Raw genomic sequence first — 14,623 nt, forward strand, 5'->3', positions numbered from 1 at the left:
TGCCTTTGTTTCTAAATAAATACTCTTATTATTAACGTAGTTTGATTTTAATAGAAATGATAGTTGTAAATTAGTTATAAATATAATTATTAAGTCGAAAAAATAATTATTTTTATTAAGCTTATGTCAACAATAGGAAATACTGGAACTAGTTCCCCTAATCCTGAAGATCCCAATTTAGCTCATTCTGAGCATTTTGATGATGAGTCTAAAGAACAGGTTGGATCTACCGAATCTGGTCTAAGTGTTACAGTTGCTGTCTCTAGGAGTTTAGTGAATCCAGCTCCTCAAGAAATGCAAGCAGTTCTTGTTGAAGATACAGCCAGAAATGTGATGCAGCATGGGGGGGCTGTATCGGGTTTAGCCCCAAACGCTAATTCTGCAACAGAAGCTGCATCTATGTTAGCAAATGTAGAGCAAGAGTCAGAATCAGTAGAGAGTTTTCTATTTATAAATCAAGAATATCAAGAGTTATTATCGACCATATTAGGATTAGAGAATCGCTTTGATGAGCTATGTCTGCATATAGAAAAGTACCGAGATAAGCAACATACTTCTCAAACTAGAAGATCAACAAGAAGAGGAGAAGATTCCTCCTTAGTAGCACAATATCAAGATGTACAGAGAAGAGCAGGGGATTTGCAAGTTGAGTCAGCTTATCTTGTTTCTCTTTTAAGTGATTTACATAAAAAATTTATGGGATCTTCCTATGACGAGGTATGTGAGCGTTTAGGAGAGGGAGGAGAGGCTATTTTATCAGCTATTTCCTCATTAGGGTTAGAATACGACAAAGATAATAACGATTGGAAAATTTCTTCTACAGGATATGTTCCTAGATGTCATGAGTCAATTCGTAGTTTATGTACAAGCATTGAGAAATACGAACCTTCTAGTTCTCAAGCAAGTTCAGAAACTCGATCTCCATTGCGGGAAATTTTTCAGCAATTTGTGGAATTGTGGAATTCCTTGTTAGAAATGTTTGCTAGGCTAAAACAGCGTTTTATCTTTTTCATTTTGTGGTTGATGAGGGTAGTGTATAATCGCTTGGGAAACAGTCAAAGTGTTCCTACTGAGAATCCCTATGCAGCAGCTGCTTTTACTGAGAATAGAGGATTTCAGTCGTCTTCTTCATTAAGGTCTACAATTTCTGGTAGAAGTGATGTGGGAGATGAGGAACAAATTCGTCGTGCAGATTCTTCTTCCACGAGTACGCAGTCACGGAATGAAGAACATACAAAAAATCGTTCGAATAAAGAAGATAAGGACGAGAAGAGTGGAGAAGAAAATAACTAGTCTTGATTAGTATTTGAGTATTGTTTTTTTTTAAATTCTTCAATATGTTTAGCTCTAGTGTTACGGAGTCTTTCGAGGAATCTTTAGATATGAATTTTAAAAAAAAACTCTTCTTAACTGCCCTTGGAGGAATAGCGTTTACTCTAGTGGGATGTTGTTCTATAACAAATAAATTTTCTCATTCTTCCAAGACATATCTTCCTATCATTAATCATATTTTCAAGCTTTGTGATTTACATGAAGTAGATGCTTCTAATAAGAATTTAGTTGAAAGTATGCGACCACTGCTCATGACTAGAGAACAACGTCGGGATGGTATTTTTGATCCTTTAGTAGTTAAGGATGTTCATGCTTTGTATAATGATCTTTCGTTATTGGGGATGACTCAGGTTGTTCCAGCCCATGCAGCCACTTATGATTGTGCGGTAATTTTCGGGGGTCTTCTTCCTGCTATGCGTCAGCGTTTAGATTTTCTTATTCGTGAGTGGAATCGTGGCGTTCGTTTTCGAAAGATTATTTTTCTTTCTGAGGAGAGAGAACGCTATCCTGGAGTTGAAACTTTTGAGCAGTTTTATAATCCACAAAATAATCCTTTTCCTATAGATAAGTCTTGGCACTCCGAAGATTATTCTCTTCCTTCTTCAGAGAATGAAATTGCTAAATTTATTTGGTCACAAATGTTACTTCCTGCTTCATGGAGGGATTCTACAGATGTTCAAGTTGAGTTTCTTGTTGCTGAGCCATCAGGAGATTTACCCTATACTACTCGTCACGATGCCTTGACGATATTTCGCAAGTATTGGGGAGATTCGGAAGGACGTATTTTATTTGTAAGTAACCAACCTTTTGTGCCTTCAGATCGTGTGCGTATGGCTAAATATTTTACTAAGGATTGTGATATATCAGGCCCTGGATTTGGACAGGCTGTTTTAAAGCAGAATTGGGGTCCTAGGGTGTGTTTACATGCATTGGCTATTTGGGTAAATGAAACTGATGGCCGTCTTGAGCTGTCTCAGGAGTAGTTCTTTGGATACAGAATATTGGATTTTGGAGGTGAAGGTTATCCCAAGATCTAAAGAGAATGCTTTAGCAGGATTTGAAAATGATATGTTGAGAGTCCGTGTTACAGAAGCTCCTGAAAAAGGTAAAGCTAATGATGCTATCATTGCTTTGTTATCTAAGGAGCTTTCTCTTTCTAAACGTGATGTTACGTTAATCTCAGGGAGTACTTCAAGGAAGAAGAAGTTTTTATTGCCTAAGGTTACGGAGTCCATTGTCTCACAATGGAAACGGGAATACTTTAAGCAGGACTAGATAAAGCTTCTCCTTCTATTTTTTCAGTATTTTTCGCAGCGGTCTTTTTATCTTTGAAAATGATTGAACGGAACTGCTTGCGTTCTGTCTTATTAATTTTTAATCCCAAGCGACGGATGATCTCTTCGTTAAACATGGTTGTTTGAGGAAGGGGCTCGGTAGTAATTTTCTTTAATCCTTCGAGATTGGAGTCACAATTGAGAAGATAGCTAATCATCTGTCCTATTTGTTTCCCTGATTTTTTAAAATCCACGCCACAAGCGACACAAGCGCCTTCAGTAACTAAAGATAGGTCATCTGTAATAACAGGAATTTTTTCTTTTATAATATCTTCAATTACAGCAGTACCTTGTTCATAGGATAGAGATGAAAACGGTAAGAAAATTGCTGAGGGACGTTTTTCAATTGCTTGCTGGATACGTGCCTTAAAGTTTGTGGCTGTTATAGGAATAGATGTTACGGAAACTCCCGAAGCACTAAGTTTTTTTGTAATTTCTTGTTGTAAAGTTGAAGGATAAGGTTCTACGGGATTTAGATAAATGAGTGCCTCTGTATTGGTACGTACAGCTTGTATAGCGAAGCAGCATTGATCAATATCTAGAGTATCATTAATTCCATAAGTATTTGCTTGATTTTTTGGGAATGATAAGGTTTCTCCATCAGGAACAGCTGCATAAATGATAGGTTTTTTTGTTTCAATTTGACTCATAACTCTTGTTGCTATGGAGCCTAAGGTTACAATAGCTACAACATTATGATCATTATGAAGTGTGCGAGCAAGCTTCTTAGCTGTTACTACACTATCTTCGGCGTTTACAATGCATATTTCTGGAGATTGTTCCAGAGTTTTTAGTACTTCAATGCAACTTTGAGAGCAATCTTCTAGTAAGGAATGAGAAAAAGAAAGAAATACTGCTATTTTTGGAGATATTTTTTCAGTATTAGGCGAAGACATTACAACAGCTATGAAGGAGCCGATGATGGAAAGAGAAAAGAAGTATCGAGTTATTTTATAAGAAATCATGATGACAGCACCATTCTATCACAGATGGGTGATTGACTTAATCGTTGGCAAGCAAGAAGAATATCTTCTGTTTTCCCTAAAGCAGAAAACCGCATGTAACCTTGCCCGCATGACCCAAAACCTATTCCAGGAGTGATAGCAATATGATACTGGTGTAAGAAAAAGTCAAAAACATCTTCGTCAGAAATTCCATTTGGAATTTCTACCCATAAATAAGGAGCGTGCTGACCACCATATACAGTAAGTCCTGCTTTTTGTAGACTTTCATATAAAAGAGCACTGTTTTGACGATAATAAGAGAGAGCTTCTATATCGGGGAATAGAGAAAGCCCAGTAATTGCAGCTTCCTGTACGGGCAAAGATGCTCCATTAAATGTTGTGCACAAGAGACGTTGCCAGTCATGTATAACGTTGAATCCATTAGCATAGGTAAGCTGTTCAGGAACAACGTTCCATCCTAGACGCACTCCGGAAAATCCTAAGGATTTCGAGAAAGAATTGACTTCTATAGAACAAAAACGTGCTTCAGGAATTTCAAAAATACTTCTGGGTAAAGAAGGATCAGAAATAAAAGCACTGTAAGCAGCATCAAAAATAATAATACTTCCCTGGTGATTAGCATAATTCACGAGTTGACGTAATTGTTCTTTTGTTAAGACAGTCCCTGTAGGATTGTTAGGGGAACAGAGACAGAAAACATCAATAGTTTCTCCATGAGGAATTTGAGGGAAGAAATGAGTTTGTTTCGTACAAGGCAACCTTAGGATTTTCCTTGCTCCAACTAATTGGGCTGCATCACTATATACAGGATACGAGGGATCTTGAATTGCCAGAGTTTTCCCAGGACCAAATAAAGCAAGCAAACGAAAAATATCAGTTTTAGCTCCGTCAGAAATAAACACTTCCTTAGGAGAGATAGAATCATGATATATAACATGAGCAATTTTTTCTCTTAATGGTGACAGCCCTAGTTCAGATCCATAACCAGAGTATGTTTCAGGATTCCCTAATTTGTTTATAGATTGTGTAAAAGCATGTATGACTGAGTGGTGGAGGGGCTGCGTTGTATTCCCTATGGAAAGATCAATAATAGATGCATGAGGATGGTGTTGCTGGAAAGCATGGATTTTCTGGCGAATACTAGAAAAAAGATAATGTTCTTCTAGACGAGAAAAATTAGTGTTCCTGTCCATTTTTTTGTATTTTTATCGTTGAGTACATTGAGAACATCTTAGAAAAGACATTGTTTTTTTTGTATACCTTTTCTATTTTTCCCTAATATTCTTTCTAGGTTATAAAAGGCTGCAGAGGGTAGGGAATCCTATATCTTCAGAAAAACTCCCATCCAGTTCACTGGAAATACTGGATGGGAAAGGAAATGCTTTTTTGCAACTTATGGACACTAGTTGCATCTTTAGGAGAAAGGGTAGGAATAGGTAGGAGTTTTTGTACTATAAGTATTCCAAACTCATATGTTCTTCTTATAATTATTTTGTAATTTTTGTCATATCTTTTTATTAATTTATTCTGTTTTTCAAGTTATTTTATTTTTAAAGCTAATTATTGCATGTATTAATTAAATGAATTTATAGGAAGTCACCTGGGGTTTCCCATAGGGAATTTATAGAATTTTTTATAAATGTATAGTTCGGTTGCGAAATAAATCATTTCTCTTCTATAGATTGCGGATATCATGGGAAAACTATTCTGTTACATTTACTATTTATGTAGCTTAGTATTACTGAGTTATGTTTTTTGTTATTCTTCTATCGATGCCCGGGAGAACAGGTGTTTAGATTGTAAGAATTTCAATAAAGGAGTGTCTTGCACGGATCAGTTGCCTGATAACATCCAGGGGTCGGAAAATAGTTGTTATCTCACGGGATATGTTCAAGCTCTTGTGGATATGCATTTCGTAGATAGCGGGACTCAGGTAGTTGTTCAGGACGGTGTTGCCTATCTTTTTTCTCTCCCTGTGGAGGCATCGCTATCTTCAGCTATTGTTTCATTCGTTAAGGATTTGCCATTTATTTCCTCCATTATTATTTGTGATTCCTCTTATCAGGATTATCAACACATGGCATATCGAGATCCCTGTCCTTTGCCAAAACATAGGGCTTTAGGAACCGCGATAATTTGTGGGAAGGAGGGAGTATGGCTTCCACAGAATACTATTCTTTTTGCTCCATTGATTGCGGATCCACGTCAAGTAACTAATAGTGCAGGAATTCGTTTTAATGAAAAGGTGATTGGGAATCGTGTAGGATCTGCAATTTTTGGTGGGGATTTTATTATTCTACGTTTATTCGATATTTCGCGTTTTCATGCAGATATGGATATTGGATTGCAAGGTGGTGTATTTTCGGTTTTTGATTTAGACCATCCCGAAGCATGTATGGTGAATTCAGATTTTTTTGTTGCTGGCTTAATAGGATGGGCTGTGGATAGATGGAGCTTTCGTTTCCGTCTTTGGCATCTTTCTTCACATTTAGGAGATGAATTTCTTTTAGCTCATCCAAATTTCCCTAGGTTTAATCTTAGTGATGAGGGTATCGACCTTTTTGCTTCTTTACGTTATAACCCACAAATTCGTCTATACGGAGGATTGGGTTATATTGTTAGTAGGGATCTAACATTTCCTGAACGCCCCCTATACGTTGAAGCAGGGGTGGAATTACGTCCTTTTGGATTGCATGAGGACAATTTATATGCTCAACCAATTTTCGCTATGCATTTTCGTTTTTGGGAAGAACAACGTTTTGGAATAGATCAGACTTATATTCTTGGTATGGAATGGTCAAAATTTCGTGACATTGGGCGGAAAATTCGTGCGTTTGTTGAGTATCACCAAGGATTCTCTAAGGAAGGACAGTTCGTCCGCGAACCTTGTAATTACTACGGATTTCGTTTGAGTTACGGTTTTTAAGTTATTTAAACGATAACAAATCCATTAGGGAAGGAGGGATAATCTGGACCTATAGGTAGAGTGTTTGTCATATACTTTCGGAAAATTTCTATCCCTTGTTGAGGAGAAGAAATACAAAAGATACAATTGCTTACCCATTCAGATCCTCGGTTGGTTCCTAACCGGCAATTACTGCGGTAAATAGGAGTGATTTTTTCTTTCCAATAATCTGCAGAACCAAGAAGGAAGACAGGAACAGGAGGCTTTTTCCCTGTTTTTATGCTAATTAGTTCTAAGGCAAATTCAAAATCTGTCCCCAATCCTCCAGTTACGAATATAGCTAAGTCTACGTGAAAGTGTTCTTGACGTTGAATGAGAGCAGAGAGACGGTAGGTCATTTTTGCCTGAACTGCACGGTTAGGTTGTTGTTGAGTAGAGGAAGATTCAAAATCTATTGTGTTCCCACAGGAAAGTATTTGAAGTTCTTGAGCTACTTCGTTGCCAATGGCCATAGCTCCCGGACCTCCCCCTGTCATAATAGCTAGGGGAGTACCTAGAGGAAATCCAGGAGGAGAGTAAGTTTGCATTAGGTTTTTTAATCCTTGTAAAAGAATTAGTAGGTCTTGTTTATAGCCTTCAGAAATAAGGCAAGAACCATGAATACCGACAAAATATGCCGAACAAAATTCCTGAATGCGTTTTATGGGAACAAACATTCCTGAATCTTTTCCTCGACGTTTTACATACTGTAAAACTTGATTTGATTTTGTATCTGCCCAAAATACAGAGATTCCTGCAAAGTATAAATCCATCAATAAAGAACGGTCATTATCAGAGAAATATTCTCCGTAAGAATAGGAGGGAATTTGAAAGTAGATGTGTTTGAGACAAAAGTTTACATAGTAAGAGAGGAGCATGCCTTTTAGGGAGGACGAAGGGAAGTACCTAGAGAAAAGCACGCCTTGGCTGGTAATGTGTCCTGTTTCCATAGCTTTAAGGAAAGGGAAACAGGGTTGTGCCTCTACATATGTTTCTAGGTTTTTTGGTGGAGAGTCGTGGTCATAGAATGCATCTTCTGATCCTACAATCCAGGAATCTGCAGATAGATGGAGAATTTCACTTCCTTTAGAGATGAAGGTAGCTGCTTTTTCTTTTTTCCCGGTAGGGTTTTGAAAATATCAAAAATACAGGCATCAGATTCTAGGGATGACTGTAATAGATCTCGATAGCAAAAGAAAGAGTGTTCTTTATAGGGTTCTATGGTAAAGAATTCCAAAGGGATTTTTTCTATAGGAGAAGCACTATCTCCATATAGTTCATAAATATCCCCAGATTCTTTTGTTGTTGGTTCTAAAATATTTGCTGCTGTATGAGTGACCCCTGGGGGTAGGAGGTTATTTACGACTCGAGCAAAGACAGTACGGACGTATAATGGTTCTGTTTTTATAAGTAAGATACGGTTATTTATCAGATTTTTTTCTTTATCTACCTTATGTTGGTATAAGGAAAGGAAATTACGTATTCTTAAATTGGGCTGGCCTAGAGCTTTCCCTACTAGGGGGAGAAGTCCATAAATTTTATGATCGTATTGGATAACTCCTGGAAGAGTAGGAAGGAAGACCACGAGACGATCATCGATAATATCTAGAGAGATCAGGTGCTCTAATTTTTCCCCGAAACAGAGTAAAGGGGACCCTTGATGATCTGTATGTTTGAGCATTCTTTCTAGGTATTTTATAGAACGTACTAACCTGCGATCATCGGCAGCAAAGAGTTTCGCGACGTAATCTCCGGGTGATAGTAGGGTGAGCATAACAGAGGCAATAGGATCATGACTACTGAGATTCAAAGAAACACGGGCACGTCGTTGTGTCTTGCTTAAATCAATTTCAATGGCTTTGGCATCTACCCCGAGTTGTGCTAGAGAACTTTTTAAGTTGAGTTGTAAGCAATGCTTAGGTAAACGAAATCCCAAGAAGTACTCAGGGATATTTAGGATTTCTATTTCTCCTTCATAGATAGTAGGAGAGATCATACGGAGGGGAGAAGTAAGGTAGCCATCAGGAGAAATAGCATCGTGGTTTCTATGAAATAGATGATTCATGCTTTAAAGGTGGTTTTGTAGTCAGAAGGCTTTGTTTTAAATAAAAAAGGTTTTTAAGAAAACGGAAAGAAATATCTTTGCGATTGAGAATTATTTTTCTCTGCATACAATGGAGGGTTTTTAACAGGGATGGAAAATATGCGAATTCCGAGAAGCGTTGGTACACACGACGGTTCTTTTCATGCTGACGAGGTTACAGCATGTGCGTTGCTTATTTTGTTCAATCTTATTGATGAAGACAAAGTTGTCCGTACGCGAAGTCCAGAGAAACTTGCAGAATGTGAGTATGTTTGTGATGTCGGAGGCGTCTATTCTATAGAAGATAAAAGATTTGATCATCATCAAGTTTCTTACGAAGGTCCTTGGAGTAGCGCAGGGATGATTTTAGATTATCTTAAGAGATTAGAGTTAATTGATACAGAAGAATACCAATTTCTGAATCATTCTTTAATTCATGGTATCGATGAGCAAGATAATGGGCGATTTTTTTCTAAAGAAGGCTTTTGTTCTTTTTCCGATATTATTAAAATCTACAACTCTGAAGAAGGGAAGGATTCTTCAGATGCGGATTTTTTTTTCGCTTTAAGATTTGCTCTAGATTTGCTTAAGCGTTTGAGGAGTAAATTTCGTTATGACCGTATGTGTAGAGATGCTGTACGTTCTGCTATGGAAAAAGACGACTTTTGCTTGTACTTTGATCGTCCTTTAGCATGGCAAGAAAATTTCTTTTTCCTAGGGGGAGAGAACCATCCTGCAGCTTTTGTATGTTTTCCTACATGTGGTCAGTGGATACTTCGTGGAATTCCTCCCACTTTGGAAAGACGTATGGAAGTTCGCGTGCCCTTTCCAGAGAGTTGGGCAGGATTATTAGGAAAAGAGCTAGAAGAAGTAAGTGGGCTTCCGGGGGCAATTTTTTGCCATAAAGGTTTATTCTTATCTGTTTGGGATAGTCAAGACCATTGCCGGCGTGCTTTACAATGGGTATTGGAACATCGGGGATTAGTATGACCATTTTTGAAAAGATCATTGCAGGTACTGTTGAATGTGATAAGGTATTTGAAAATGAAAACTTTATTGTGATTAAAGATCTCTTTCCTCAAGCAGCTGTTCATTTATTGATCATTCCCAAAAAACATATTAAGAGATTACAAGATATGCAAGAGGATGACTTTACTTTGCTTGCTGAGGCAGGAAGGATTATTCAGCAATTAGCTGAAGAATTTTCCATTGCTGATGGGTATCGTGTTGTGATTAATAATGGTATCGAAGGAGGGCAGAGCGTATTCCATTTACATATTCATCTTTTAGGAGGAAGTTCCTTAGGGGCTATAGCATAGTTTTTTTATGTTTTTATAGTCCTGTTGTGCAGGGATCGGATTCTTTGCGACAGCAGTTACTAATTCGGAATTTTTCTGTAGCTATACAAGAAGCCAAAGGATTATTGTCTTCCTCAGACTATTCTCTTGATCAAGCACGGTTAGCTTTACGAGTTTTGGTTCAGGGAAAAGAGTATTCCTCTTGGCGTAGTTCGTTTATTGGTTGTCAACAGCGCTATCCTCAATTATCTCGGGATCGTGATGTTCTGGAAGATTTTGCTCAACAGATTCTTATTGATGGCATTCGTCATCCTTCCATGACAGTACGTGCTTTAAGTGTATTGGCTATGGGATTAGCTCGAGATTTCCGTTTAACGCCTTGGATTGTTTCTAGTCTTTATGATGATAGTGTTATTGTTCGTACACTAGCTTTACAGGTTGCATTGCATTATGGATCTAAGGATTTAAAAGATGCTGTTTCTTATGTAGCACGCTATGATGATGCCATGCAGGTACGTATTATGGCATATCATGTTGCTGCTATGCTGGATATAGAGGAATTATTTCCTTATCTTCAGGAACAGTCCAAGAATTCTCTTATTGATGGAGAAGAACGTCGTGCTGCTTGGCAGGCTTCTTTACGGTTTCCTTCACAGAAAATCATGCTAACAACTGTACAAAGTGATATCGATCATGCAGTATTTGCATGTAAACTTTTTCTTGAAGGTAAAGAGGAGTGCGAAGAAAGCACTTTGCAAAATCTTTTAGCTATTCCTTATCCTGAAGTTCAGGAAATGGCTCTTCGTATTGTATTGTCTTGTGGAAGGGATATGAGTTGTTCTTCTCCATATATTGCTTCTCAAGTACGTAATATTGCAGTGAATTCCCCCATACCAAAAGTAAGTTTACAAGCTGCAGCTATCTTATATCTTCAAGGAGATCCTTTAGGTGAGGAGCTTTTAACCACAGGATTGCTATCTCCATATGCATCTATTTGTGAAGCAGCTTCTGCATCTATATGTTCTTTAGGAATTCGAGGGAAGGAGTTGGCTAATAAGTATCTTGACACTGTGGTTTCTAGGAAAGCTGCTGCTAATTTAGCTATTTTACTTCTTGTAAGTCGAGAGAATGTGGAAAAAGCAGGAGACGTGATTGCTGATTTTATTTCTGATCCAGAGATATGTTGGGCAGTGGAACATTTTCTTTTTGATTCTCCCTGGTTAATACAGGCATCTCCTCCAGGATATGCTGATATGGTGAAAAGTGAAATCGTAAGAAAGTTAATTCGTTTACTATCGGTAGCCCGATATAGCAAGGTTAAACAAGTAACTCGAGATTTTTTTGCCGAAAGGCAACACCAGGGCTGGAGTTTTTTCTCTGGTCTCTTTTGGGAAGAGGGGGACGAATATACCCCAGATACTTGGAGCTTGGATGAGAATTTTGCTACGCAATTAGAAGCAACGCTTTCTGTGTTGTGTAGGGAAAAAACATCATCTTCTTTGCAAAAAGCCATAGGTTTATATCCTAAAAGTAGTTGGCAAGATAAGCTAACTATTTTAGAAGCCATTGCTTTTTCAGAGAATTTGAATGCAATTGATTTCCTTATAGATTGTTGTTATTTTGAGACCCCCTCACTACGGTCTGCAGCTGCGGGGGCATTGCTTGCTTTATTTAAGTAAGGTTGCGTTCGTATGCGGATCTGTCATAGGATTTTCTTGTAGGTTTTTTTTATACTGTTGGATGTCTTCAATCAATAATGAAAGCAGACGCTCTTGTTCTTCTTTGGAAACACGAGACTTGAAATATTCCCCTAGGGTGGCTAGAGTTTCATCTAAGAACTGTATTAAGTAAGCAATATTTTTTTTTAAATAGTTTTTGTAGATTTTTTTAAGACTTTTATAAAGCATAATTATTTGTTTGTTTTCTTTTTTTTAAATTGTTTCTATATTTGTTTCTTTTTAATCAAGGTGGATTTTGGTTGTTTTTAAAAATTGCTTATTCTATTCTTGAGTAGAGGACTGTGGTATTAAGGCACTTAGAGATGTCTAGTTTTTTTTTGATTAAGCTTCTGTCGATTCAGTTCTTTCTGAGCTACCGTTATTCAGGTCGCTATCTCCATCATCACGCCTAACTTTTTCACACAAAATTGTTTGTTACTATTGCATGTCACCTGCTTCCTTGCAGAGGCACGGTTGGCTATGGGATAAATTTTTAAGTTAGGATTTTTACGATGGATTTTGGATTGTTTTTGTTTTGTTTATTTAGTGTTCAGGCCTTATGCCTATTTGTAGGAAGGAAATCTAGTTCTTCTACAGAAGATAGAGAGGGATATTTTTTAGCTGGACGTAGTTTAAAAATGCTTCCTTTAACCATGACTTTTATTGCTACTCAAATTGGGGGAGGAGTCCTTCTTGGAGCTGCAGAGGAGGCTGCACACTATGGTTACGGGGTGATTTTTTATCCTTTAGGGGTAGCTATAGGTTTGATTTTATTAGGAATAGGGCCTGGGAAGAAGCTTGCGTCAGGATCGGTAGTTACTATCGTTGCCCTTTTTGAAACAGTATATAAATCTCCTAAGTTACGTAAGTTAGCTTTTTTCATTTCAGTAGTATCACTATTCTTTATTCTTGTTGCTCAGCTTATCGCTTTAGATAAGTTATTCGGTGTTTTTTCTTATGGAACTGTTCTTACAGCAATTTTTTGGGGTACCCTAGCTCTATATATCTCTTCAGGAGGATTTCGTGGAGTAGTAAGAACAGATATGATTCAAGCTGTGTTCCTCCTATGCGCAGTGTGCTTCTGTACAGTTATTGTGTGGTTGAAATCCCGGGATTTGCCTTTAGTAACACCCAATTTCTCTCCATTACCTGTAAATAAATTGTCTTCATGGATTTTCATGCCCATGGTATTTATGTTAATTGAACAGGATATGGCACAACGTTGTGTTGCGGCATCTTCTCCCAAAAACCTACAGTGGTCAGCAATTCTTGCAGGACTTGTGATCCTTATGTTTAATTTTTTCCCCCTATTTTTAGGTTCCTTAGGAGCAAAACTAGGATTTTCTCCTGACTGTGTCCTTATTCAGATTGTCTCTCATGTCGGTGGACCATCGCTAGCATCAGTTATGGCAGCAGCCATCGGTATTGCTATACTGTCTACTGCGGATTCATTGATGAGTGCGGTTGCTCAACTTATTAGTGAAGAGGTGCCACCACTAGCTTCCATAAACCCTCGTTATCTCATTTTCGCTATTGCTTTGCTTACTCCTATAACTGCTATAGGATTTACAAATATCGTAGATGTGCTAATGCTAAGTTACAGTTTGTCAGTATGTTGTCTTTCTGTTCCTATAGGTGTTGCTCTTCTTACGCGCTATCAAGCAGCAAGGTTATCAGCATGGGCATCAGTGCTTATAGGTGGCAGTGCTTACATTTTAGGAGCATTTGTTTCTTTTCCGTTTTCTAGAGATTTAGTTGCCTGGCTGTGCTCGTTGGCTGCCTTCGTTATCGTAGAAGTTGCTACGGTCTACGGAACAAGCGTTGTTAAGAAGCAAGTCTGATACTTGCCCTTAGAAAATAGTTCACCCCCTTGTTTCACATAAACAAGAGGGTGAAGGGCTGAGAGGAGCTATCTTATGCTAGGATTCGGAAGTTGCTTTAAGTGAGAAAGAAGATCTATGAGCGAAGACAAGAAGGCTTGAAATAAGGGTTCATCGGTATGATGAGTAATACCTCTAAGTAATTTTCTACAATAATAAATAAGCCAATATAAAACATAAAATAAGCATTGTAGAAGATAGAGCTTACATGTGTGTTTTATCATATACCTCCTGAAGAAATACTCTTATTTCCTCGTTTTATTTGATAGTCAAATAGTTAAAAATATAGAAACTATGCAAGAATTATTTTGTGATTATATTTTTTATTTGTAGTTTTTTTTATTCAGTTCATTAGTGGGAAATGGGAGCACAGTTTTGAATTGAAGAAAATAATTCTTTCAATTCTTGGGGAGTAATGTGTTGTTTACCATCACAAAGAGCTTGTTCAGGATTTTCATGGACCTCAATAATTAATCCATCAGCACCTGCTGCCATAGACGCTTTTGCAAGAGGTATAACCAAGGAACGTTTCCCCGAAGCATGAGAAGGGTCGGCAATTATAGGTAGAGGGCAGATTTCTTTAATAAGTGCTAGGGTATTTAAATCTAAGGTATAGCGTGTCGAAGTTTCAAAAGAGCGAATTCCTCTTTCACATAGAATCACTCCAGGACATGTAGGAGAATTCAAAATATATTCTGCGGAGGATAACCATTCTTCAATAGTTGCCGAAGGATGGCGTTTAAGAATAATAGGACGATGAGAACGACTAACCTCTTGGAGAAGAGTGATGTTTTGCATATTTCTTGCTCCAATGCGAAGGATATCCACATGTTCTGCAGAGATTTCTACATCACGAACATCTAAGACTTCTGTTTCTGTTAGTAATCCATGAATGCGTTGTGCCTCTTTGTGCCAAGAAACTTTCTCTCTATCCCACCCTTGAAATGTATAAGGGCTTGTTCGAGGTTTCCTGATCGATCCTCGGAGGACAACAGCTCCTGCTTCTTTAACAGCCAGACCTATGGCAACTGTATGCTCATAACTCTCTAATGTACAGGGGCCCGCAATG

Annotated in this window: 13 protein-coding genes and 1 pseudogene; 8 read left to right on the forward strand and 6 right to left on the reverse strand. The window is 37.8% G+C overall.

Going from position 1 to position 14,623, the window contains the following annotated elements; genetic code table 11:
• Positions 1 to 123 precede the first annotated feature (123 nt).
• From RT28_RS00350 to RT28_RS00360, 3 genes are all read left to right on the forward strand, one after another.
• Positions 124 to 1,293 carry a CT392 family protein gene (locus RT28_RS00350; RefSeq protein ID WP_038500035.1) on the forward strand — a complete coding sequence of 390 codons (1,170 nt, stop codon included), beginning with the start codon at positions 124 to 126 and terminating at the stop codon, positions 1,291 to 1,293.
• Between the two features lie 89 nt (positions 1,294 to 1,382).
• Complete coding sequence (locus RT28_RS00355; RefSeq protein ID WP_038501247.1) at positions 1,383 to 2,315, forward strand: hypothetical protein; 933 nt, start codon at positions 1,383 to 1,385, stop codon at positions 2,313 to 2,315.
• Positions 2,316 to 2,319: 4 nt separating this feature from the next.
• Positions 2,320 to 2,607, forward strand: coding sequence for a DUF167 family protein (locus tag RT28_RS00360; protein ID WP_038500038.1), 288 nt, complete (start codon positions 2,320 to 2,322; stop codon positions 2,605 to 2,607).
• Here RT28_RS00360 and RT28_RS00365 read toward each other — a convergent pair.
• Positions 2,594 to 3,631 carry an ABC transporter substrate-binding protein gene (locus RT28_RS00365; RefSeq protein WP_038500041.1) on the reverse strand — a complete coding sequence of 346 codons (1,038 nt, stop codon included), beginning with the start codon at positions 3,629 to 3,631 and terminating at the stop codon, positions 2,594 to 2,596. The genes RT28_RS00360 and RT28_RS00365 overlap by 14 nt on opposite strands.
• Positions 3,628 to 4,824 (reverse strand): LL-diaminopimelate aminotransferase, encoded by a 1,197-nt coding sequence (locus tag RT28_RS00370; RefSeq protein ID WP_038500044.1) that lies wholly within the window; start codon positions 4,822 to 4,824, stop codon positions 3,628 to 3,630. Before RT28_RS00370 ends, RT28_RS00365 begins: the two co-directional genes overlap by 4 nt.
• 500 nt (positions 4,825 to 5,324) lie before the next feature.
• On the opposite strand from RT28_RS00370, the gene RT28_RS00375 reads away from it, so the two are divergent.
• Entirely contained in the window at positions 5,325 to 6,557 is a 1,233-nt protein-coding gene (locus RT28_RS00375; RefSeq protein WP_038500047.1) for a DUF1207 domain-containing protein, read from the forward strand.
• 5 nt (positions 6,558 to 6,562) lie between these two features.
• Here RT28_RS00375 and RT28_RS00380 read toward each other — a convergent pair.
• Positions 6,563 to 8,640, reverse strand: a pseudogene (locus tag RT28_RS00380) (LOG family protein).
• 138 nt (positions 8,641 to 8,778) lie between these two features.
• Between RT28_RS00380 and RT28_RS00385 the strand changes: the two are divergent.
• The 3 genes from RT28_RS00385 to RT28_RS00395 are packed head-to-tail and all read left to right on the forward strand — an operon-like array spanning position 8,779 to position 11,635.
• A complete protein-coding gene (locus tag RT28_RS00385; RefSeq protein WP_038501249.1) occupies positions 8,779 to 9,648 on the forward strand; it encodes an MYG1 family protein in 870 nt (289 codons plus the stop codon).
• Positions 9,645 to 9,977 (forward strand): histidine triad nucleotide-binding protein, encoded by a 333-nt coding sequence (locus tag RT28_RS00390; RefSeq protein ID WP_020355958.1) that lies wholly within the window; start codon positions 9,645 to 9,647, stop codon positions 9,975 to 9,977. Before RT28_RS00385 ends, RT28_RS00390 begins: the two co-directional genes overlap by 4 nt.
• A gap of 44 nt (positions 9,978 to 10,021) precedes the next feature.
• Positions 10,022 to 11,635 (forward strand): HEAT repeat domain-containing protein, encoded by a 1,614-nt coding sequence (locus RT28_RS00395; RefSeq protein ID WP_038500050.1) that lies wholly within the window; start codon positions 10,022 to 10,024, stop codon positions 11,633 to 11,635.
• Here the strand turns inward: RT28_RS00395 and RT28_RS00400 are convergent.
• Positions 11,624 to 11,863, reverse strand: a complete 240-nt coding sequence (locus RT28_RS00400; protein ID WP_038500053.1) for a hypothetical protein — start codon at positions 11,861 to 11,863, stop codon at positions 11,624 to 11,626. The two genes, RT28_RS00395 and RT28_RS00400, sit on opposite strands and share 12 nt — an antisense overlap.
• A gap of 323 nt (positions 11,864 to 12,186) precedes the next feature.
• On the opposite strand from RT28_RS00400, the gene RT28_RS00405 reads away from it, so the two are divergent.
• Positions 12,187 to 13,515 (forward strand): sodium:solute symporter family protein, encoded by a 1,329-nt coding sequence (locus RT28_RS00405; protein WP_038500056.1) that lies wholly within the window; start codon positions 12,187 to 12,189, stop codon positions 13,513 to 13,515.
• Positions 13,516 to 13,583: 68 nt separating this feature from the next.
• On the opposite strand, the gene RT28_RS04795 is transcribed toward RT28_RS00405, so the two are convergent.
• Together RT28_RS04795 and aroF are read right to left on the reverse strand one after the other, a co-directional pair.
• Positions 13,584 to 13,778: a hypothetical protein gene (locus tag RT28_RS04795; protein WP_020359211.1), complete on the reverse strand. Its 195-nt coding sequence runs from the start codon at positions 13,776 to 13,778 to the stop codon at positions 13,584 to 13,586.
• Positions 13,779 to 13,905: 127 nt separating this feature from the next.
• Positions 13,906 to 14,622, reverse strand: coding sequence for a 3-deoxy-7-phosphoheptulonate synthase (aroF, locus tag RT28_RS00410; RefSeq protein ID WP_420834634.1), 717 nt, complete (start codon positions 14,620 to 14,622; stop codon positions 13,906 to 13,908).
• Between the last annotated feature and the right edge of the window lies 1 nt (position 14,623).

The sequence above is a fragment of the Chlamydia avium 10DC88 genome (genome assembly GCF_000583875.1).
GTDB classification, from domain to species: domain Bacteria; phylum Chlamydiota; class Chlamydiia; order Chlamydiales; family Chlamydiaceae; genus Chlamydia; species Chlamydia avium.

What these genes read in the sequence shown, in the direction of transcription:
- RT28_RS04795 (WP_020359211.1), bottom strand. Translation starts at nt 13,778, where the DNA reads ATGATAAAACACACATGTAAGCTCTATCTTCTACAATGCTTATTTTAT.
- RT28_RS00355 (WP_038501247.1), top strand. Translation starts at nt 1,383, where the DNA reads ATGAATTTTAAAAAAAAACTCTTCTTAACTGCCCTTGGAGGAATAGCG.
- RT28_RS00370 (WP_038500044.1), bottom strand. Translation starts at nt 4,824, where the DNA reads ATGGACAGGAACACTAATTTTTCTCGTCTAGAAGAACATTATCTTTTT.
- RT28_RS00390 (WP_020355958.1), top strand. Translation starts at nt 9,645, where the DNA reads ATGACCATTTTTGAAAAGATCATTGCAGGTACTGTTGAATGTGATAAG.
- RT28_RS00405 (WP_038500056.1), top strand. Translation starts at nt 12,187, where the DNA reads ATGGATTTTGGATTGTTTTTGTTTTGTTTATTTAGTGTTCAGGCCTTA.
- RT28_RS00400 (WP_038500053.1), bottom strand. Translation starts at nt 11,863, where the DNA reads ATGCTTTATAAAAGTCTTAAAAAAATCTACAAAAACTATTTAAAAAAA.
- RT28_RS00385 (WP_038501249.1), top strand. Translation starts at nt 8,779, where the DNA reads ATGCGAATTCCGAGAAGCGTTGGTACACACGACGGTTCTTTTCATGCT.
- RT28_RS00375 (WP_038500047.1), top strand. Translation starts at nt 5,325, where the DNA reads ATGGGAAAACTATTCTGTTACATTTACTATTTATGTAGCTTAGTATTA.
- RT28_RS00350 (WP_038500035.1), top strand. Translation starts at nt 124, where the DNA reads ATGTCAACAATAGGAAATACTGGAACTAGTTCCCCTAATCCTGAAGAT.
- RT28_RS00365 (WP_038500041.1), bottom strand. Translation starts at nt 3,631, where the DNA reads ATGATTTCTTATAAAATAACTCGATACTTCTTTTCTCTTTCCATCATC.